The organism is Cognatishimia activa (genome assembly GCF_026016445.1).
Taxonomy (GTDB): domain Bacteria; phylum Pseudomonadota; class Alphaproteobacteria; order Rhodobacterales; family Rhodobacteraceae; genus Cognatishimia; species Cognatishimia activa_B.
In genome coordinates this window covers 256,372-275,410 of record NZ_CP096147.1, presented here as the reverse complement: position 1 = coordinate 275,410, position 19,039 = coordinate 256,372, and the positions used below count along the sequence as shown (strand labels likewise).

At 54.2% G+C, this 19,039-nt stretch carries 18 protein-coding genes; 2 read left to right on the top strand and 16 right to left on the bottom strand.

Annotated features, from left to right (window positions below; translation table 11 throughout):
- Nucleotides 1–9: 9 nt before the first annotated feature.
- The 9 genes from M0D42_RS01405 to M0D42_RS01365 all read right to left on the bottom strand — a co-directional run bounded on the left by M0D42_RS01405 (nucleotide 10) and on the right by M0D42_RS01365 (nucleotide 9,441).
- On the bottom strand, nucleotides 10–1,020 hold the full coding sequence (locus tag M0D42_RS01405) for a 4-hydroxythreonine-4-phosphate dehydrogenase PdxA (RefSeq protein ID WP_265019828.1): 1,011 nt from the start codon (nucleotides 1,018–1,020) through the stop codon (nucleotides 10–12).
- Complete coding sequence (locus M0D42_RS01400; RefSeq protein WP_265019827.1) at nucleotides 1,017–1,979, bottom strand: YncE family protein; 963 nt, start codon at nucleotides 1,977–1,979, stop codon at nucleotides 1,017–1,019. The genes M0D42_RS01405 and M0D42_RS01400 overlap by 4 nt, the downstream gene beginning before the upstream one ends.
- A gap of 114 nt (nucleotides 1,980–2,093) precedes the next feature.
- Nucleotides 2,094–3,245, bottom strand: coding sequence for a substrate-binding domain-containing protein (locus M0D42_RS01395; protein ID WP_265019826.1), 1,152 nt, complete (start codon nucleotides 3,243–3,245; stop codon nucleotides 2,094–2,096).
- A gap of 83 nt (nucleotides 3,246–3,328) precedes the next feature.
- Complete coding sequence (locus tag M0D42_RS01390) at nucleotides 3,329–4,456, bottom strand: ABC transporter permease (RefSeq protein ID WP_265019825.1); 1,128 nt, start codon at nucleotides 4,454–4,456, stop codon at nucleotides 3,329–3,331.
- A gap of 12 nt (nucleotides 4,457–4,468) precedes the next feature.
- On the bottom strand, nucleotides 4,469–5,230 hold the full coding sequence (locus tag M0D42_RS01385; protein ID WP_265019824.1) for an ATP-binding cassette domain-containing protein: 762 nt from the start codon (nucleotides 5,228–5,230) through the stop codon (nucleotides 4,469–4,471).
- A 27-nt stretch (nucleotides 5,231–5,257) separates the two neighbouring features.
- Nucleotides 5,258–5,710: a c-type cytochrome gene (locus M0D42_RS01380; protein WP_265019823.1), complete on the bottom strand. Its 453-nt coding sequence runs from the start codon at nucleotides 5,708–5,710 to the stop codon at nucleotides 5,258–5,260.
- A gap of 128 nt (nucleotides 5,711–5,838) precedes the next feature.
- Nucleotides 5,839–6,885: a substrate-binding domain-containing protein gene (locus tag M0D42_RS01375; protein WP_265019822.1), complete on the bottom strand. Its 1,047-nt coding sequence runs from the start codon at nucleotides 6,883–6,885 to the stop codon at nucleotides 5,839–5,841.
- A 21-nt stretch (nucleotides 6,886–6,906) separates the two neighbouring features.
- Nucleotides 6,907–7,926 carry an ABC transporter permease gene (locus M0D42_RS01370; protein ID WP_265019821.1) on the bottom strand — a complete coding sequence of 340 codons (1,020 nt, stop codon included), beginning with the start codon at nucleotides 7,924–7,926 and terminating at the stop codon, nucleotides 6,907–6,909.
- A gap of 9 nt (nucleotides 7,927–7,935) precedes the next feature.
- Nucleotides 7,936–9,441, bottom strand: coding sequence for a sugar ABC transporter ATP-binding protein (locus M0D42_RS01365; protein WP_265019820.1), 1,506 nt, complete (start codon nucleotides 9,439–9,441; stop codon nucleotides 7,936–7,938).
- Nucleotides 9,442–9,581: 140 nt separating this feature from the next.
- Between M0D42_RS01365 and M0D42_RS01360 the strand changes: the two genes are divergently transcribed.
- A complete protein-coding gene (locus M0D42_RS01360; RefSeq protein WP_265019819.1) occupies nucleotides 9,582–10,628 on the top strand; it encodes a LacI family DNA-binding transcriptional regulator in 1,047 nt (348 codons plus the stop codon).
- Nucleotides 10,629–10,812: 184 nt separating this feature from the next.
- Here the strand turns inward: M0D42_RS01360 and M0D42_RS01355 are convergent, their stop codons facing one another.
- Nucleotides 10,813–11,460 (bottom strand): hypothetical protein, encoded by a 648-nt coding sequence (locus M0D42_RS01355; protein ID WP_265019818.1) that lies wholly within the window; start codon nucleotides 11,458–11,460, stop codon nucleotides 10,813–10,815.
- A 191-nt stretch (nucleotides 11,461–11,651) separates the two neighbouring features.
- Here M0D42_RS01355 and M0D42_RS01350 point away from each other — a divergent pair, with 191 nt between their 5' ends.
- The gene (locus M0D42_RS01350; RefSeq protein WP_265019817.1) at nucleotides 11,652–12,620 is read left to right on the top strand and encodes an ABC transporter substrate-binding protein; all 969 of its coding nucleotides are present in this window, start codon (nucleotides 11,652–11,654) and stop codon (nucleotides 12,618–12,620) included.
- A gap of 339 nt (nucleotides 12,621–12,959) precedes the next feature.
- Here M0D42_RS01350 and M0D42_RS01345 read toward each other — a convergent pair whose 3' ends face one another.
- Genes M0D42_RS01345 through M0D42_RS01320 form a run of 6 tightly spaced genes read right to left on the bottom strand, consistent with a single transcriptional unit; the run spans nucleotide 12,960 to nucleotide 19,037 of the window.
- Nucleotides 12,960–14,186: an NAD(P)/FAD-dependent oxidoreductase gene (locus M0D42_RS01345; protein ID WP_265019816.1), complete on the bottom strand. Its 1,227-nt coding sequence runs from the start codon at nucleotides 14,184–14,186 to the stop codon at nucleotides 12,960–12,962.
- Nucleotides 14,183–15,112 carry a 3-hydroxyacyl-CoA dehydrogenase NAD-binding domain-containing protein gene (locus tag M0D42_RS01340; protein WP_265019815.1) on the bottom strand — a complete coding sequence of 310 codons (930 nt, stop codon included), beginning with the start codon at nucleotides 15,110–15,112 and terminating at the stop codon, nucleotides 14,183–14,185. The genes M0D42_RS01345 and M0D42_RS01340 overlap by 4 nt, the downstream gene beginning before the upstream one ends.
- A complete protein-coding gene (locus M0D42_RS01335; RefSeq protein ID WP_265019814.1) occupies nucleotides 15,112–15,858 on the bottom strand; it encodes an SDR family NAD(P)-dependent oxidoreductase in 747 nt (248 codons plus the stop codon). Before M0D42_RS01335 ends, M0D42_RS01340 begins: the two co-directional genes overlap by 1 nt.
- A gap of 5 nt (nucleotides 15,859–15,863) precedes the next feature.
- Nucleotides 15,864–17,285 carry an aminobutyraldehyde dehydrogenase gene (locus M0D42_RS01330; RefSeq protein ID WP_265019813.1) on the bottom strand — a complete coding sequence of 474 codons (1,422 nt, stop codon included), beginning with the start codon at nucleotides 17,283–17,285 and terminating at the stop codon, nucleotides 15,864–15,866.
- Nucleotides 17,286–17,296: 11 nt separating this feature from the next.
- Nucleotides 17,297–18,232 (bottom strand): 3-keto-5-aminohexanoate cleavage protein, encoded by a 936-nt coding sequence (locus M0D42_RS01325; RefSeq protein WP_265019812.1) that lies wholly within the window; start codon nucleotides 18,230–18,232, stop codon nucleotides 17,297–17,299.
- Between the two features lie 10 nt (nucleotides 18,233–18,242).
- The gene (locus M0D42_RS01320; RefSeq protein ID WP_265019811.1) at nucleotides 18,243–19,037 is read right to left on the bottom strand and encodes an SDR family NAD(P)-dependent oxidoreductase; all 795 of its coding nucleotides are present in this window, start codon (nucleotides 19,035–19,037) and stop codon (nucleotides 18,243–18,245) included.
- Between the last annotated feature and the right edge of the window lie 2 nt (nucleotides 19,038–19,039).

Genomic DNA, 19,039 nt, shown 5'->3' with positions numbered 1-19,039 from the left:
GGTTTCTCCTTAGGCCACGCTGCGTTCAGCGCGGTGTGTCTTGGCCATGCGCACCAGCAGGTCGAAAGCCTGCCGCGTCGCGCCGAGGTTGGCTTTATTCTGTCCGGCAATGTCGAAGGCTGTGCCGTGTGCGGGAGTAGCGACCGGTATCGGTAGGCCACCTGCAACGGTGACTCCACGTTCAAAGCCCATCAGCTTGATCGCGATCTGACCTTGGTCGTGGTACATGGTCACAACCGCATCGACTTCGCCGCGTTTTGCTTTCAGGAAAACGGTGTCAGACGGCCAAGGGCCTGTCACATCCATCTGTTTTTCCTGCGCTTTATTGACAGCGGGCTCCAGCACATCGATCTCTTCGCGACCGAATTTCCCGTTGTCACCCGCATGGGGGTTCAGAGCAGCAACAGCGATACTAGGGCGCGCCTTGCCCGCTTTACGCAGCGTATCATTCGCCAAATTGACAGCCTTCAGAATGCCCTCTTCCGAGATATTCGCAGCAACGTCTTTCAGACCAATGTGCGACGTCACGCGAGTGGTCATCAACTCGTCCAAAACGTTGATCTCAGAGTGGTAGCCTTCATAGCCCAGATAACGAGCCATATACTTGTGTTCGTCTTCAGCGTTCAATCCAGCGGAGGTCATCGCTGCCTTGTTGAACGGACCAAAGAGAACGCCGTCAACCAGCCTCTCTTGCGCCAGATCCAACGCTTTTTCAAGGCAGCGCAAAGACGTCGTACCGCCTGCAACTGTGACTTCGGCGATACGAATATCGGCTGGGTCAATGGTGTCTTGTTCCAGATGAGAAATGCCAGATTGCTCTGCGATTTCATCTTCAGAAATCGTGTTCAGCGGCACCTCAAGATCAGTCTGTTCAGCACCCTGCTGCCAAAGATGGCTGTCACCAACCAAAAGCACATTTGCAGCGTCTAGGATGCCTTCGTCGTTCACCAGTTTGGCAATCAACTCAGGCCCAATGCCGGAAGGGTCACCCGGCACGATGGCGATACGAGGCTTCGTCATGCCTTCATCTCCCAATGTTTTGAAAATCCGTCCGGCAGGATGACCATCACGTCTGGCTCTTTGCCGGTGTCAAAGGTCTGAACGACCTCAAATGTGTCGAGGTTAAACCGCTGCACCTGCTCACAATCGATGGCGATATAGGCAAAGGCCGCCTCATCATCGATACAAAGCGCAAGAGGGTTTGCTGGCGTTTTCTGTTCGTGGAGCATCTCTCCGGTCGCTTCATCAAAGACGCTGAAAGACCCACCGAAATGGTTCATGGTCACAAGGCGATTGCGCTTACCGTCATAGTAGATGCGGCAGGGATCATCAGGTGTCGGGAATTGGCGCTTGATCTCCAGGGTCTCCGTGTCGATCACGGCGACGGTGTTAGAAATCCGTTGCGAGGTATAAAGGATGCCCGCGTCTTCGCGCAGACAGCGGCCTTCGGGTTTCTCACCGGTTTTGATTGAGATCGGTTCGACCGATTTGTCGTAAGGGTCAAAGACGGTGACATCGCCGGATGTCAGGTTCATGGAATAGGCCGTACGCCCATTTCGTGTCAGGGCAAAGAGGTGACATTTCGTGCCGCCTGTCGGCGTGATGTGATCCCAGCCCTGATCGAACGCACGTGGGTTTTCTTTGACCAATAGGTGGCCCGTCCATTCGGAAAGCACATAAAGGCGCCCTTCCCCGTCCAAGCCGATGCCATGTGGACGCGCGTGCTCGCCTAGATCGTAGGTATGTGCGATCTCTTGCTTGCGGATATCAACAACGATCACCGAGCGACCGTCTATTCCATCAATGCCAGAGTTCTGCACCCCATAGTGGCCGACGTAGGCGTAGTGAAAGTCGTCATCGACAACAAATTCATGTGGGTAATCCGGCAAAGCCAAACGCCCCTGCAGCGCGCCAGTTTCAATATCGTACCAGCTGACACAGTGACTGCATTTTTCGATGAGCATCATGGATTGCGCCACGAGAATCTCCTTAGGTGGTTGCTGTGTGACCGGTCACAGTGTTACCGGTCACAAAATTGATGGTCAATCCCAATTCTGGGGAATACCGGGCCATAACAGCCCGGTATTCTTGCCTTAGCGTTCGAGAGCGCCGACTCCGGAGAAGCGGAATGCTTCTTGTTCCAGAGCGTCGATTTCCTCTGCAGACATTTGGTCATGCGCGACGGTGATGCGGCCAAGGAAGACAAACGGCAGCTCGTCCGCACGGTCTTCCATATGCGCTTTGATCGCTTCCGCGGTCGCTGCACCAACATCGTCACCCATGCGCATTGGGGTTGCGTCCAGCTCGCCGCGACGGATCGCATCCAGCTCAAGGCCAGTGCCGCCCCAACCGGTTGAGAAGATCTCTTTCTCTTTGCCCATGGCGACTTGCGCCTCAACGGAACCCATCGCCATTGCGGTGTTCGCATTGTGGATGATCTTGGCTTCTGGGTATGCCTGCATGATCAGGGATGTCCCTTCAAATCCGCCTTCACGCTGGTATTCACCATAGTGCTCATAGGCGGTTGTCCAGTTGCCCTTCTCCTCGACGCAAGCTTTGAAGTCACCGGAACGCTGGTTGTCGGTAATACCTGGGATACCGCGGTTCATCGCCATGGTGACGTCATTGCCCAGACGGCCCAGCATATAATCGCACATGGTCAGCGCGCCTGCGGCAGAGCTGAAGTCAAACCATGCATCTGGCTGCGCCTTCAGGTCCTTCAGAGGTGTGTGGAATGCCCAAACAAAGGTCGAGAAGCCATCGGACTGAGCCATTTTATCAATGTTATCAGCCTGGATTGCCAATTCGGACGGGCCAAAGATCACGAAGTCATAAAGGTCCGCGTCTTGAACAACTTGGTTTGCGTAAGTGGACTGCAAGGAATGCTCGATCTGGCGGCTCGCGAATTCGGTTGTTTCGAATTCGATACCCAGCTCTTCCAGACGCTTGGTCATCGCAATGTAGTTGCGGGCCCAGAAGTCAGATGTATCCGCAGATGGGTAGATCAGCGCGATTTGAATGGGGCTATCCTGCGTGCCGCTGAACTTGACGGCTTCACTGCCGACAACTGCCTGCATCGCTTCCAGCTTGCCTTCGGCGTTCACTTCGCCCGGCACCCAATAGTCACGATCTTCGATGCCTGGCAGTTCAACCAGGGGCAATTTGGCGTGACCATCAGCCATTGCAACTGTGGAAAAGGTGCAGATTGCACTTGTAGCCAGTAGTAGTTTGTTGAATGTTTTCACGGTAAGTCCTCCCTTTCGCGAAAAATGTGGAGCCTTGCAGGTGCGCCAGAGCTCCTACCTCGGGCGCACCACCTTATGTATCCTTAGCCGCTTGGCGTCGGATCAGTTGCCAGTCCAGCTCCAACGGCCAGCAACAGGATCAGCATCCCAATCAAGAACGCTGAGAATTTCATGAGTTTTTGAGCTTCTGTAGTGCGCAGACCAGCCAGCAGACTACGTGCGCCATCACGGTCTTTCTTTTGCATCCAAGTGTAGAGCGCCACAGAGCTGACGATCACAACACCAGAGGCAACAGACTGCCAGAAGAACTCAATACGCAGAGTAACAAGCGCGTTGATCATCATGGACAGCAGCAGAACACCTGCCAAAGAGCCAATCATGGATGCGCGGCCACCAAAGAGTGACGTACCGCCCACAACCACCGCCGCGATGACGTGCAGGTTGAAGTAAGGCGCAGATGTCGCTTGGATCGCGTTGAGTTTACCGGTCAGCATGACACCAGCGAGCGCAGCACAGGCTCCCATCAGCACATAGGCGTAGATCTTGTGACGATCGACTGCGATGCCGGTCATTTCACTCGCCTCTGGGCTCGAACCGATAGAGATCGTGTAACGACCAAAGTGCGTGCGTGTCAGCGCCCAGTAGCCCAGCGCCATGGTCAACAGGCCGATCACAACAGGCACAGGAATGAAGCCTGGGATTTGACCGCGACCAATGTCCGTCAGCAGATCCGGGAAACGCGCCAGCACAAGGCCCTTCGCGATCACAAGCGCAAGCCCACGATAGACAAGGTCCATCGCCAAAGTACCGATCAGATCAGGCACTTTGAAGCGGGTGATGATCAAACCATTGATCAGGCCCATCACGGCGCCCATCAGGATCGCCAGCGGGATCGCAACATAGGCCGGGAAGCCATATTGTTTGATCAGAAAGGCCATCAGGATGCCAGACAGGGCAGCAATGGAACCAATTGATAGGTCGATCCCGCGCTGGGTGATGACAAAAGTCATCGCCATCGCCATCGGCATATAAAGCGCCGCATCCAGCAGGATCAGGTTCAGGTTCGACAGGCGGAAATACCGCGCCGGTTCCGCAACCCCCATAAACAGAAGGATCGCAAAGATCATGACCATTGGGCCAATGAAAGCCAGATAGGGCTCTAAGCGGTCCATAAAGGTCTTTTCGGGTAGATTTGTTGTAGCAGCAGCCATCGTTTTATCTCCTTATGCCGCGACGTCTTGCGCGCCGACAATCAGGCCAAGGACCTCTTGCACGGAGCTTTCAGCTGTTTTCACAACACCCACGGCCCGGCCGCGGCGTTGCACGTGAACGCGGTCTGCGACCTCGAACACATCATCCAATGAGTGACTGATCAGGATCACGGCAAGGCCTTGCTCGCGCAGGGTTTTGATCAGTTTGAGAGTACGCGCTGTTTCTTGCGGGCCCAGCGCAGCCGTTGGTTCGTCCATGACCAGCAAGCGCAGGTCTTCGTGATAGACCGCACGGGCAATCGCCACTGCTTGGCGTTGACCGCCCGACAGGCTGTCGGTCTGCACATCCATAGACCGCAGGCGCACACCCAGACGCTCATCCAGGACCCGAGTGGCTTCGGATTTCATGCGTTTGTTGTCGAGCATTTGAATGCCCATCACGGATTTGGTCAGCTCGTTGCCCAGGAACATATTGTTCGCTGGGGTAAGGTGATCTGCCAAAGCCAATGTCTGGTAAACGGCATCGATACCCACATCGATTGCGTCAGAGTGGCTCGCCATTTCGAGCGGTTTGCCATCCAGAAAGATCTCGCCTTCGCTGGCTTGGTACACACCGGTCAGGATTTTTATCAAGGTGGATTTACCCGCCCCGTTATCTCCAACGATGGCGAGGACTTCGCCGGCATAGGCTTCGAGATTCACGTCCTGCAACGCAGTCACACCCCCGAAACGCTTCGTAATATTCTTCATTTGCACAAGGGGTTGATCCGCCATAGTGCATCTCCTTTTCTGTTCGCCGGATCAGTTTTTGATCCGGTAAGCCTTGTGGCAGGCAGCGCAGTCTTTCAGCAGAGGCTGATAGGCAGCCTTTAGCGCCTCTAAATCCATTGGTTTCAAAGCAACCGCCGCTTCGGCGTCCGCGATGAAATCAAGAACCTTTGCATCGAAATCTGCTTTGTTTTCCCAGATTGCTGGGTTTGCACCTCTGGATGTGCTGCCTTCTGGGAACTTACCCTCAAAGGCCATCGCACCGGCATAGGTCATGCGCAGAGCAAGATCGGCAACTTGCGCATCAAATTCTGCATCGCCTTTTATCATCGGGACCAAGGTTGCGGCCCCCATGCGAATTTGGTCCATGCTGGCCTGACGTGTTTTCACAACATCTTCTGCCAGCGAAGCCGTTGCAAAACCGCTTATTACGCATGTCGAAAGCGCAACAGCCTTCAGTGTCCGATTTGGTGACTTACGATCCATTTGTCTTCTCCCGCTGGGCAAAGCTCCGCCATGCCGGGCGCGTGCCCGAATTCGTGCTCTGCACTTATCTGTGTTTGTGTGGCGGCCCTTGCTCAGGAAGACGCCAAGGGCCGCCGAGGGATTGAAGCTTATTTGCCCCAAATCGCGGAGTACGCCTGACGATATGGGCTGTCAGGATCGAACTGGTTGCTCTCACCCAGTTTGGCGAGACCCTTTTGGGTCACCAACGCAGGTGACGTGATGTAGCCCGAGCAGGCCTCGCCTTGGATGGCGCGGTTTAGCTCGTCGACCAACTGCCAGCCCTGAAGGTTCAACGGTTCTGCCACTGTAATTGTCTGATAGTTGCCAGAGCGAATACGCTGGAACGCCGCTTCAGAGCCATCACCGGCGGACCCCGCTTGAGGGCCGTCGGCGCTACTAATGCCCACAGAGGCCAAAGCTGGGCCCATGAAGTCAAAGTAAAGATCGTTGATCGCCAGCGCGTGTGTCCACTGATCGCCGTACTTTTGCAGCAGGCTGGTAGTCAAAGGTCCCATGCGGGAAGAAGTATCGGCGATTGGCGTATCGACATACTCCAGAACCGTACCGCCCATGCTTTCGATGGTCTCCTTGATACGATCAGCTTTATCGATCGCGATCTGATATGTGCTGTCAGTGAAGATGATGGCTCCTACACCGTCACCTGCATCTTTGATCGCCCATTCAGCGGCCACTTCAGACACGGTCATCGCATCGGTAGAGACATTCGCGAAAATGCCACCCGGTGCGTCACAGCCGATTTTTGGACCCGAATGCCAGGCCACCATAGGGATGCCAGCCCCGACAACGCCTTCCAGCGCCGCTTGCTGTTCAACCGCGTCAAAACCGTTGATGATGATCCCATCTGGGTTCAGCGCAAGGGCCTGACCGATGGCCGCGGTACGACCTTGGATCGAACCTGCGCCATCCAAAACCCGCAGATCCCAGCCGATGGTCTCAACAGCTTCCTCTACGCCGTTGGTCACACCTAGGATACCGCCATTTTTCAGATCACCCGCTACGACAACAATGGACTTGCCTGCCGCTGCAGCTGGACCTGAAGCTGGGCCGTCAAAGGGTGTTTCTGCGAAAGCCGGTACACCTAAACCGGATAGTAGTGCGGCAGTGGATACCGCCATTAGGGAACGTTTAAGCATAATCTCCTCCTTATGCTTGGTTCACTTTTTGGCGCCTTTGCGCCGTTGGGCATAACCCGCAATGCCGATCGCAATCAGCAGGGTTACACCGTTGAACATCGGTTCGACCCAGAACGAGCCTCCGAATTGCTGAATACCCGAGATGCCCACAGCGAGGATGGCAACACCAACAATGGTGCCCCACACATTCACGCGGCCGGGTTTAATGGTTGTGGAACCAAGGAAGGCCCCAACGAGTGCAGGCAGCAGGAACTCCAGTCCTACGGATGCCTGACCGATGCGCAGTTTTGAAGCCAGCAGCACGCCCGCGAAAGCAGTGATGAAGCCAGAAGACATGAAAGCACCGATGACAAATTTACGGGTCGGGATACCGTTTAGCTGCGCAGCACGCTGGTTTGCGCCAATTGCGTACAGATAGCGGCCAATGGGCGTATATTCGAGGATCAGCCACATGGCGATCGTGATCCCGAGCACGTAGTAACCTGTGATGGGCAGGCCAAAGACGAAGGTGCCGTTGATCGCATAGAAGCTATCAGGCAAAGCCCCCACCATCTGGCGACCACCCGTGTGCCACAGCGCAAGCGCATAAAGCACGGTCCCGGTTCCGAGCGTCGCAATAAAGCTGTCGATCTGCGCAACTTCCACCAGCAAGCCATTCAGGAAGCCGGTGAACAGTCCCAAGATAAGAACAATCGCAACGGCCATTGGCCAAGGCAGCCCATAAAGCGTCTGCAGTGAAATCGCCAAAATGTGCCACAAAACAATACCATAGCCGACGGTCAGATCGATCCGACCCGCGGCCATCGGGATCATCGCCCCAAGGGAAAGCAACGCGATGATCGCCTTGTCAGAGATGATCGCCCGAAGGTTCAGAACCGTCGGGAAGGTGTTCGGTAAAAGGATCGAAAATAGAACGATCAATAGTCCGGTCAGAATGACCAAGCCGTAAACTGGCAGCAATCGCATCGCGCGGGTGCGTGTGCTGGCATTTTTCAGCTCTGCTTTGGTTGGTTCAAGTGCGTTGGATTCAAGCGATTGCATGGTGGTTCCTCAGTTCGTCGCCACGTTAGACGCGGATGCGACCTGGATCAGATTTTCAGTTGTCAGTTCGGTGCCAGAGAGTTCACCGGCGATTTTGCCTTGGCTGAAGACAATGGCGCGGTGGCAGATGGCGGCAACTTCCTCAAAGTCCGTCGATACCACAACAATGCCCACGCCATCTTCGATGGCCGTATTCAAGAGAGCGTAGATTTCCGCTTTCGCGCCAACATCGACGCCCGCAGTTGGATCTTCGCAGATCAAAAGCTCGCGTTTGGTTTCCAGCCAGCGGCCGATCACAACCTTCTGCTGATTGCCGCCTGACAGGCTTTCAATCGACATGCTTTGGTCGTTCGGCGAGAGTGCAACCTCGGAACCAATGTGTTCAGCCAAGGCCGTCTCATCGCGCGGGCTCATAAAGGAAAACAGCTTCCGCCCGACTGCGGCTGGGTTGATGAATGTGTTCTCGCGGATCGTCAACGACATCGCGACGGATTCTGCAGTGCGATCCCGCGCGACCAAGCCGATGCCGGATTGCAGCGCTGTTTGAGGGGATTTCAGATTTGGAGCACGTCCGTTGACCGCGACTGAGCCCGAAAACGGCTCGCACCCAAAAAGCGCCCGGGATACATGTTCATGCCCTGCCCCGCGCAAGCCCACAAGGCCAATGATCTCGTTCCTATGCAGGCTGAAATCGACTGGTCCAGCCGCATCCACCTGAAGGTTGCGCACGCTCAGAATGGCATCTCCGGGCGCTGCCTTTGGCTTCAACACCTGACGGGTCTTGCGCCCCACAATCATATAAACCAGCTCCTCCGGCGTCGTGTGGCTAATGGCCCGCATGCCAACCAATTCACCATCGCGCAGAACCGCGACGCGATCCGCAATCTGGAAAATCTCATCCAAGCGGTGGGAGACATAGATCATCCCCACGCCCTGCTCTTTCAGCGGACGCAAAGCCTCAAACAGGCGCTCAACCTCGTCGGCTGGCAAAGATGCAGTCGGTTCGTCCAAAACAAGGAAGTCGCAATCCACCGCGAGTGCGCGCGCAATGGCCACCAAAGACTTCTCAGTCCGTGACAGATCCTGAACCCGGGTTGTCGGATCGATGTCGCAGCCGACCTTGTCCAGTGCCTGTTGAGCGAAGTCTTCAACGGATTTCCAACGGATCAAGCCACCCTTTCGCGAATACCCCAATGCGAGCGCAATGTTCTCCGCGACGGTCATCCATTCGATCATGCCGAGGTCTTGGTGAATGAAAGCAACCGATTGACGTTCTCCAAACCCACCGGGTCGGTGTTCGTAAGGGTCACCATCAATCAAAACACGGCCTTCATCAGGCTTGTGGATGCCACCAAGGATCTTGATCAACGTGGACTTGCCCGCGCCGTTTTCACCGAGCAAAGCAACTATCTCACCGCGCTCAATATTCAGAGACACATCCCGCAGCGCATAAGTGCCGCCAAAGTGTTTTTGAATGCCATCAAAAAACAGATTGTTCTGCATTGCGCCCAACACGCGATGTCCTCCCAAGTGGCAAAGGTAACTCGATGCTCCTCAACATCCTCATTGAGTTACCCGTAACGTTACGCTAGCATTCTCCTGATTAACGCGCCTGTCAACAAAAAAGAGTTACCCGTAACGTAAGCGTAACGTGCATGAGCAAAAACCAAAATAAAACAAGCAAAAACAACAAAGTAAGTCTCGCACAGATCGCGAAGGCCGCTGGCGTCTCTAAGATGACCGCGAGTCGCGTTTTGCGTGACGAAGGTGGTTTTTCAGAAGATACCCGAACCAAAGTCATGGCTGAGGTTGAGCGCCTTGGTTATGTTCCGAATCGATTGGCGACGGTTTTTGCAGGCGATCAAAAGTCCACATTTGTGGGCGTCGCCATCCCTGAACTCGGCAACGAAATCTTCACTCAGGTATTAGAAGGCATCGACCGTAAACTTGGCGCGTTTGGACATCAGACCGTGCTGGGCATGACAGACCATTCTTTGGAGCAAGAAGAGAAGTGGCTTGAGACAGTTCTGTCCTGGCAACCTGCGGGTCTGATCGTCACGGGTCGGTCACATACGCCGAAATCCATTCAATTGCTCAGAGGCGCTGGAATCCCGCTTGTGGAGATTTGGGACTTCAACTCCAGCCCCTTGGATATGTCTGTCGGTCTGAACCATTTTGACAGTGGCTACGGCATGGGGCGCTATCTTGCGGGGCTTGGCTACACGAAATTCGGCTACGTCGGCACGTCACATGATACAGCCAACGCAGCAAGCGCGCGTTTGGCGGGTTATGACAAGGTGATTGAAGATTCAGGCGGCACGCTTCAAAAACAGCTGCTTCTAAAAGACACTCCTGGATTCTACACAGGTTTCTATGGCACCGAACAACTATTGGCGGCCCATGATGATATCGAAGTCATCTATTATCAGAACGACAACATGGCCATTGGTGGGTTGAACTACTGCCAAAAGCGCGGCCTCGCTGTCCCAAATGATATTGGGATTGCGGGCTGGGGTGACCTGCCTATTGCATCCATTCAGCCCTACCGCCTCACATCAACCTCGGTCCCTCATTTAAGGATTGGACAGATCGCGGCAGAGATGGTGCTTTCTCAGATCAATGGTGAGCCACAACGGCGTTCACATGACGTTGGTTTCACTTTGATTCCGGGCTCGACCGTAAGGACAGGTGAAAAGTTTTAGAACTACAAGCGTGCCAATGAGTTTCACAAGGTATCCATCGTGTTTGATACATACTTCAGTTGGAAGCCATTTGGCTGCCAGACTGGAAGTGAGACCAGGCCAGCTCATATCGACCATTCATTGTGGTTGTTGAACGCGGCACTGCAGCTCAACATACTGGAATTTCATCGCCTGTTGAGCGAAACTATTGCCCCGGTATCACCAACTTTTCTAAACTAAGCCCTTCCGCTTTCAATTGAGCCATCATTTCAGGTGAGTTTCGTACATAGTTTCGCAGCTCAGCAGCGTTCATCTCGCTCATTTTGAAATACTCGGACCGCCGTGAATTTCCGCCTGGTGTTGCCGCGCCTGCAGGGGAGGTATTTCCGAAAGGTCTTTCATCGACCCTGTCCCAAAAACGACTGTCATCATAGGCATTAAACCGACGCGAATGCGGAGCGTCTTTGGCGGCAGACTTAGGTGCATCAAAGTTTCTTTGTACAGTACGTGCGCTTCGGGCCCTTGCCGCAGCATCAGCGCCTTTCATTGGCATCATGCCACCAGTGTCAAAAAATACCACGCGACGTCCCGTTGGCGAGGTAGGGTCTTTGACGACAGCCAAATTGGCCAATTTGTGATCCGTGAACGCAATCCCTTGCGCATTGAGGTCCCGGATAGCAAGTTCCATCGTCAACCGATCAAGAGGTTCCGCAGTTGGAGCGCCTTGCCAATTCGTTTTGGGATCGGGATTGTCGGGGTTCCTAAAGGCCCTTTTTGCATCCGTAACAAGCTCTTCTGTCGCGATGAAATATTGCTTGCCGTCGATTTCGGTGATCCCAACCTTTGCTGACACTCACCAATGCAGGTTTTGCAGAATAAAAATGTAATGGCGATGTGACGAACTCGTTCAATGTAGTTCTGGAACCATTGGTTCTTAAGGAAAGCGGCCAATTGCGCACATTAGATGTCCTAATTGATCAATTTGCCGATCTTCAGGGTGTAACACTGGCCTACACCAAAACAAAATAATCACAGGGAACTCGAATGAACACGACTTTCAAAGGAGGGTTCGCAGCCCTCGGATTAACCTGCATGACGTCAATGGCGCACGCGGATTGCGGACAGGTTTCGATTACCGAAATGGACTGGGCATCGTCGGCTGTTGTAACGCATGTCGCGAATGTGCTGATGACCCACGGCTACGGCTGTGAGGTCGCACTGATCCCCTCCTCGACCACGCCAGCAATGACCTCGATCGCAGAGACCGGCCAACCCGATATTCTGACTGAATTGTGGACAAACTCTTCCCCAGTTTATGAAGAGCTGCGTGCCGAAGGTAAGCTAGTGGAATTGGGTCACGTACTCGCGGATGGTGGTGTTGAGGCGTGGTGGCTGCCGGCCTACACCGTCGAAGCTCATCCGGAGCTTAAAACCATCGAAGGCATTCTTGCGAATCCTGAACTCGTAGGTGGTCGGTTTCATGACTGTCCATCAGGTTGGGCTTGCGACATTGTAAACCACAACAATATGCGGGCGCTTGGTATGGAAGAGGCTGGCATCGAGCGGTTCCAGCATGGTTCCGGCGAAACATTGGCGACTGCAATTGCAGCAGCCTATGCCAACCAAGAACCTTGGTTCGGGTACTATTGGGCACCCACTTCGGTTTTGGGCAAATATCCGATGGTTCAGATTGAAGTCCCTGAATTCGACGCAGAAGCGCACACCTGTAACGGGGACCCAAATTGCGCAGCACCGGTTGCGTCTGCTTATCCGACGGCAAAAGTAGTGACGGCAGTCACACCTTCGCTGCAGGACCGTGAGCCTGCCGTGGTGGAATTCCTTACCAAGATGTCCTTCTCCAACCAGCAAATGGGTGAAGTTCTTGCATGGCAGGACAGCAACTCCGCCAGCTTCGAAGAAGCTGCTGTGTATTTCTTGACCACCTACAAAGACACATGGTCTGCTTGGTTGAGCGATGATGCACGCGCCAATTTGGCCGAGCTATTGGAGTAAATCTCTTGCAATAACCAGCTGTGCCCTTTCTGCGAATAGCAAGCAAAGGGCACCGCAACACCAAAGCGCGCGTATTGCAGTTACAATCGGTGATGAACCGGATGTCTTGCATCAGCTAAAACGGGGGCACAGATGTTGATGAAATTCTGGAGCACCCAATGAACGTACAGGTGGCGACGCCAACAGATCGTATTGTGTTCTACGGGAGTATAAACCCGTAGGCGAGCTACATATGGCTGATGTGTTTCAGGCTCTTGTGCCACGAAAAGCAGTTCGGATCGCACTAAGAAAGTTGCGTGGTCAAACAGAGTTAAGCCCGAGGTAAACCTCGGGCTTAATTTACATTTTTAACAGGGATTTGATTTCCGTTTGGGGGTCAGCCACCAGATCGGAGTCTGGCGATTTTCCTGACTCGATCAGTCGTTTCGCCACCATGTAACTGCGCGGATCGTTCATCGCGTCCACTGCCAAAAGCTTGCTGCCGCTGTAGTACCAATGCGAGAGCGCAGCGCCGTCAGAGCTGCGCTTTATCACGCGATCATAACCATCGGACAATCCAACGATTTGGAGCTTTACGTCATACTGATCTGACCAGAACCATGGCTTTGGGGTATAGTTTTCCGTGTTCCCAAGGATCGTACGCGCTGCGTTGTGCGCATGGTCTATGGCGTGACCGACACATTCCAGCCTTTTGTATTCTTTGGAATTCGTCTGAAACGATGCACAATCGCCGACTGCCAGTATATCTGGATGAGATGTTACGCAATTTGCATCGACGCATATGCCATTTTCGATCTCAATCCCAGCGGTCTCGGCAAGAGCGGTGTTTGGGCGAATGCCAATACCCACAACCGCGCTGCCTATGTCCATTTGTTGGCCATTTGACAACACCGCATGGGTGAGTGAACCCCCAGTGCCTTTCAATGCAGTAAGCTGGGTGCCTTCCAGAATCTCGACACCATTGGATTTGTGTAACTCTCGGAAATAGTTGGCAGTTTCAGATGAGGCAACACGCCCCAATATGCGTTCGCCAGCCTCAACTAAGGTGACTTGCATGCCCAGTTTGGCGGACACGGCAGCTGCTTCGAGTCCGATGTATCCACCGCCTACAATAAGCACGGATTGGCCTGGAGACACAGTTTGTGCCAATGCATCCGCATCTGACAGATTGCGTATATAATGCACACCCTTCAAAGCACCGCCCATCGCTTCGGGCAGCGTGATGGGACTGGAACCAACAGCGAGCACAAGCTTGTCGAAGGGCAGGGCCTCGCCGCTGGAAAGGATCACAGACTTTTCTTCGGCAACGATACGACAGGCAGAGTCAGAGAGGCGAAGCGCAATTTCGTTCTCATCAAAGAAAGACTGCGGGCGGAAGTACAGGCGTTCAAGCGCCATTTCCCCTAGTAAATAAGCCTTAGACAAAGGTGGACGTTGATAAGGCAAAACGCCTTCGTCCCCCACAAGTGTCAGTCCACCGGCATAGCCCTGCTTGCGCAATGCCTCGCAAACTGAGAACCCGGCCTGGCCGTCGCCGACGACAACTACGTTTTCGACAGTGCTCATCGCAGCGTCCTGGTTGCTTTTTGCATCGCAATGATGAGTGCATCCCGCTCGGCGGCAAGCTCCGCAACAGATTTACCAGCTGATGCTTCTTCAACACCCTCTACCAATGTCTGTGTTACTTCGGAATTCAGATGCGCATTGCCAAGGTCATCCCACCAGCTGTTAAACGTTCCTTCAAAGTGATCGCAAAACGCCTGGATGCCGCCATCGCCAGCGCCAAGGTTAAATAACATGGTTGGTCCCATCGCAGCCCAACGCAATCCCGGCCCCGCCCAGACAGCTTTGTCCACATCTTCAACGGTTGCCACACCGTTCTGAACAAGGCTAATCGCCTCGCGCCAGATAGCAGCTTGAAGACGATTGGCGATATGGCCATTCACCTCTTTACGCACCCGGATCGTCATTTTGCCAACAGCTTTGTAAAATGCTTCAGCTGCCTCGACCACACCATCGTGTGTTCGTTCATTGCCCATGACCTCGACCAGTGGGATCAAATGAGGCGGGTTGAACGGATGACCTAGCACAAGACGACCAGGATCCTGCCAACCTCCTTGCATCTGACTAAGCGTCAGGCCGGAGGCAGAACTGGCCACGACGGCATCTTTCTCCAGAACCGGCTCGATTTCCGCGAAAGTTGCATGTTTGATCGACAGACGTTCTGGCACGTTTTCCTGCACAAACCCTGCCCCTTCAACAGCCGCCGCAGCTGAACTGTGAAAGCTCAGCGTACCAGGTGCGCCATTGTCTGCTAAACCGAGCTCTACGAGTGCTGGCCAAGCGCGTTCGACATAGGTGCGGACTTGTTTCTCAGCATCTGGCGAGGGATCGAAGACCGCGACTGACCGGCCAGAAGCCAGAAAAAGAGCGGCCCAGCTCGCACCAATTGTCCCGCCACCGAGGCAGGTCGTGTGTTTGTTATCAGCCATCAGAACAATCCTGGGTTAAGTGGGGATGCCGCGGTCATGCCGCCGTCCACCGTAAAGCACTCACCGCTGATATATTGCGCCTGATCGGATGCCAGCCATGCGACCATATTGGCAATATCTTCTGGTTCGCCAAAGCGGCCGACTGGATGACGCGCCAGGGCATCTGACATGGCTTTTTGCGGATCATTTGCCAGCGCAAAGCCATCTTCGGCCATCTCTGTCATAATCCAGCCCGGGCGGATCGCGTTGCAGCGCACTTTTGGACCATGATCCACAGCAATCGAACGGGTCAGTCCATGGACCCAAGCTTTAGACGCATTGTAAAGCGCCATGGACGGATCCGCGACCATTCCTGAAATCGAGCCGATGTTAACAATAACGCCGCCGGTTTCACTCATATCCACCAGAGCCGCCCGGCACATGTTGAAGACGCCTTTGCAATTGACGTTCATGATCAGATCCCAGTCATCATCGTCACTTTGCGCAACAGTTTTTTCGACCTGAACACCGGCGTTATTCACCAAAAGCGTGACCGGTCCGAAATGTTCCCGCGCCGCCTTGACCAAGGATGCCGCGTCAACTGCCTTGGAAACATCCGCCTGCAGCCAGATCACGGCGACTGGCAGATCAGCCGGGCGCTCACCGCGCCCACAGGTGACAACATTGGCGCCATCCGCGATTAGACGATCGACAATCGCCCGCCCGATACCCCGGCTGCCGCCGGTTACAATTGCTGTGTGCTGCATGAACTTTACCTGTGTGCAATCATGATGTGGCGAACCGCCGTATAGGCATCCAAAGCATAGACGGACATGTCACACCCAGTTCCAGAGGACTTCATTGCTGCCCAAGGCATTTCAGGCGTTGCCACACCATGTGTGTTCACCCAGGTAAAGCCATAGCGCAGTTTGGATGTCATCCGCATGGCACGGCCTGTGTCCTTAGTCCAGACAGAGGAAGCGAGACCAAAGTGGCCCGTGTTCGCCACTCGCAGAGCTTCCACCTCGTCGCTGAAGCGTGAGATGGTGACGACGGGGCCAAAGATTTCAGTACAGAAGGCCTCGGCATCATGGGCAACATTTGCCAGAACCGTCGGTTCATAGAAAAAACCTGGGCCTTCAATAATATTGCCACCGGTCACAACCTCGCAGGATGAGCGCGCACGCTCCACAAAACCGGCGACTTTGTCGCGCTGCGCTGCGGAAACAATTGGTCCCATTTCAGTGCCTTCGGCGCGCTGTGCACCCACCTTGATTTGGCCAACCTGATCTGCAACTGCAGCGACAACCTTATCATAGATCGCGTCTGCAACCATGATCCGGCAGGGCTGAGCGCAGTCCTGACCGGCGTTGAAAAACGATCCATATCGCACAATATCTGCTACGGCATCAATATCAGCATCTTCGAATACGATTACCGGTGCTTTACCGCCCAGCTCCAGGTGCACGTGTCGGATCTGTTTTGAAGCCGCTTTCATCGCTTCGCTACCAGTCCGGTTTGAACCGGTAATGGTAATAGCCTCGGTGCGTGAGTCATTGATCAGCTGGTCGCCAACTGAGCTGCCTGCACCGTGAAGCACGTTAACAACACCATTTGGCACGACATTCTGGATCAGCTCAGCCATTTTTAGCGTCGACAATGGTGTCACTTGTGAGGGCTTCAGAGTCACAGTACAGCCCGCTGCCAGAGGTGCTGCGAGCTTCCAAGCGGCCATCATCAAAGGGTAGTTCCATGGGGCAATCGCAGCCACTGGCCCAATGGGATCACGACGGATCATGCTCGTATGTCCCTCGACATATTCGCTAGCTGCTACGCCTGACATCGTGCGTGCAGCCCCGGCAAAAAAGCGGAAGGTATCAGTGGTCAACGGCATTTCGTCGTCCAGCGCGGAAGGCCACGGCTTACCCACATCCAAACTTTCCAGTGCGGCCAGATCTTCGGCATTTTCTTCCAGAACCGACACGATATCTGTCAGTAGTGCCGCACGTTCCGCGGGTGTTGATTGCCCGTATGTTTGGAACGCTTCCTCAGCGGCCGCTGATGCCGCATCAACCTGTTCGGAGCTGGCAGCATTGATCGCAGCCAATTCCTCACCGGTCGCCGGGTTCAATACCGAAATCGGCGCGCCCGCACCTTCGACCATTTCGCCGTTAATCAATAAGTTCTTCTGCATGTTATCCCCCACTAGAACGCGACTTGATCGCCACCTTTAAGCCCAAGACGCGAGCGCGCTTCGGCGGGCGTTGCAACTTTTAGGCCAAGATTTTCAATGATATTTCTAATCTTGCGCACCTGCTGAGCACTGGACACGGCTTTTTCACCCGGGCCAATGTACAGGCTGTCTTCCATACCCACACGTACATTGCCGCCCAATAGGGTACTTTGTGTGGTGAATGGAATTTGATGTCGACCCGCTGCCAAAACCGACCATTCATAATCATCACCAAATAGCTTGTTGGCGATCGTGTGCATATGCATCAGGTTATCAAGATCAGCTCCTACGCCGCCTAGAATGCCGAATACCATTTGCACAAAGATGGGCCCTTCGATCCATCCCTGATCCCGAATCCAGGCCAGATTATAGAGGTGTCCAAGGTCGTAGCATTCAAATTCAAACCGGGTGCCATGCCCCTGCCCCAGTTCTTTCAGACCATATTCGATGTCGGCAAATGTATTGCGGAAGATGAAATCCCGCGTCATCTCCAGAAATTCGGGTTCCCATGCGTGTTTCCATTGGTCGTATTTCTGCGCCATCGGAAAGATGCCGAAGTTGATCGACCCCATATTCATGCTGGCCATCTCGGGGCTGGCTTTCACCGCTGCGCGCAAGCGTTCTTCGCGGGACATGCCCAGACCACCACCAGTGGTGACATTCATCACCGCATCGGTGCCCTGTTTGATCCGCGGCAGAAAGTCCATGAACAGATCCGGGTTTGGATCAGGTTTGCCGGTTTCAGGATCCCGCGCGTGCAGATGGATTATCGACGCACCCGCTTCGGCAGCCTCAATCGAGGCGCTTGCGATCTCACCTGGCGTGATCGGCAGGTATTCGGACATAGTAGGTGTGTGAATCCCGCCTGTAGGAGCGCAGGTAATAATTACGGATTTTTGCTTGGCCATTTCTGCTTCCTTACAGCTTCATCTGTTGCACCTGGGCGGACAGCCCACCATCCAGCACCCATAGCTGGCCAGACGCGTAGCGTGCTTCGTCTGAAGCCAGCCAGTTCACCAAATTGGCGATATCTTCTGGTGTTCCGTATGTGCGCATTGGGTGCACGTCACGGACAGCCTGTTGTAGCGTATCGATATTGCCACCTCCGCCACCGGAACCTTCACCGGTGAAGAAACTTTGGAGCATTGGGGTGTCGATATATCCGGGGCAGATCGCATTGACGCGGATACCTTCGGGACCATGATCGCAGGCCATAGCACGGGTCAGTGCGTGCACGGCGCCCTTGGTGGCGCAATAGGCCGCAAGACCTGGATCAGCAATAAAGCCATCATAGGAGCCAAAGTTGATGATCGAAGCTGACGTGCCAGATGCAGCCGCTGCACGCATCAGAGGCAGAGCGTATTTCGATGTCAAAAACGTGCCGGTGCAATTTACAGCGAAGGAACGGTTCCATTCCTCAAGCGTTGTATCTTCGATGGTTTTTTCGATCTCAATTCCGGCAGCGTTAACCAGGATATCCAGCTTGCCGCAGGCTTCCATAACCTCTGACATCGCAGCCTGAACCGCTGTTTCATCCGCGACATTCATTTGCACAAACCGGCTGCCGTCGTCGTCGTGCGATTCCAATGAACCTTGCGGCGTTAAGTCTGCAGAGTAAACCGTTGCACCTTCTTGCAAGAAACGTGCCACAATGGCGCGACCGATGCCGCCGCGTCCGCCAGTGACCATGGCATTCTTTCCCTGAAGTTTCATGG

Bases quoted from the DNA above. Each gene is read 5' to 3' on its own strand.
- M0D42_RS01375 (WP_265019822.1), bottom strand. From the start codon at position 6,885: ATGCTTAAACGTTCCCTAATGGCGGTATCCACTGCCGCACTACTATCC.
- M0D42_RS01340 (WP_265019815.1), bottom strand. From the start codon at position 15,112: ATGGCTGATAACAAACACACGACCTGCCTCGGTGGCGGGACAATTGGT.
- M0D42_RS01345 (WP_265019816.1), bottom strand. From the start codon at position 14,186: ATGAGCACTGTCGAAAACGTAGTTGTCGTCGGCGACGGCCAGGCCGGG.
- M0D42_RS01405 (WP_265019828.1), bottom strand. From the start codon at position 1,020: ATGACGAAGCCTCGTATCGCCATCGTGCCGGGTGACCCTTCCGGCATT.
- M0D42_RS01330 (WP_265019813.1), bottom strand. From the start codon at position 17,285: ATGCAGAAGAACTTATTGATTAACGGCGAAATGGTCGAAGGTGCGGGC.
- M0D42_RS01390 (WP_265019825.1), bottom strand. From the start codon at position 4,456: ATGGCTGCTGCTACAACAAATCTACCCGAAAAGACCTTTATGGACCGC.
- M0D42_RS01380 (WP_265019823.1), bottom strand. From the start codon at position 5,710: ATGGATCGTAAGTCACCAAATCGGACACTGAAGGCTGTTGCGCTTTCG.
- M0D42_RS01370 (WP_265019821.1), bottom strand. From the start codon at position 7,926: ATGCAATCGCTTGAATCCAACGCACTTGAACCAACCAAAGCAGAGCTG.
- M0D42_RS01385 (WP_265019824.1), bottom strand. From the start codon at position 5,230: ATGGCGGATCAACCCCTTGTGCAAATGAAGAATATTACGAAGCGTTTC.
- M0D42_RS01360 (WP_265019819.1), top strand. From the start codon at position 9,582: ATGAGCAAAAACCAAAATAAAACAAGCAAAAACAACAAAGTAAGTCTC.
- M0D42_RS01325 (WP_265019812.1), bottom strand. From the start codon at position 18,232: ATGGCCAAGCAAAAATCCGTAATTATTACCTGCGCTCCTACAGGCGGG.
- M0D42_RS01335 (WP_265019814.1), bottom strand. From the start codon at position 15,858: ATGCAGCACACAGCAATTGTAACCGGCGGCAGCCGGGGTATCGGGCGG.
- M0D42_RS01320 (WP_265019811.1), bottom strand. From the start codon at position 19,037: ATGAAACTTCAGGGAAAGAATGCCATGGTCACTGGCGGACGCGGCGGC.
- M0D42_RS01350 (WP_265019817.1), top strand. From the start codon at position 11,652: ATGAACACGACTTTCAAAGGAGGGTTCGCAGCCCTCGGATTAACCTGC.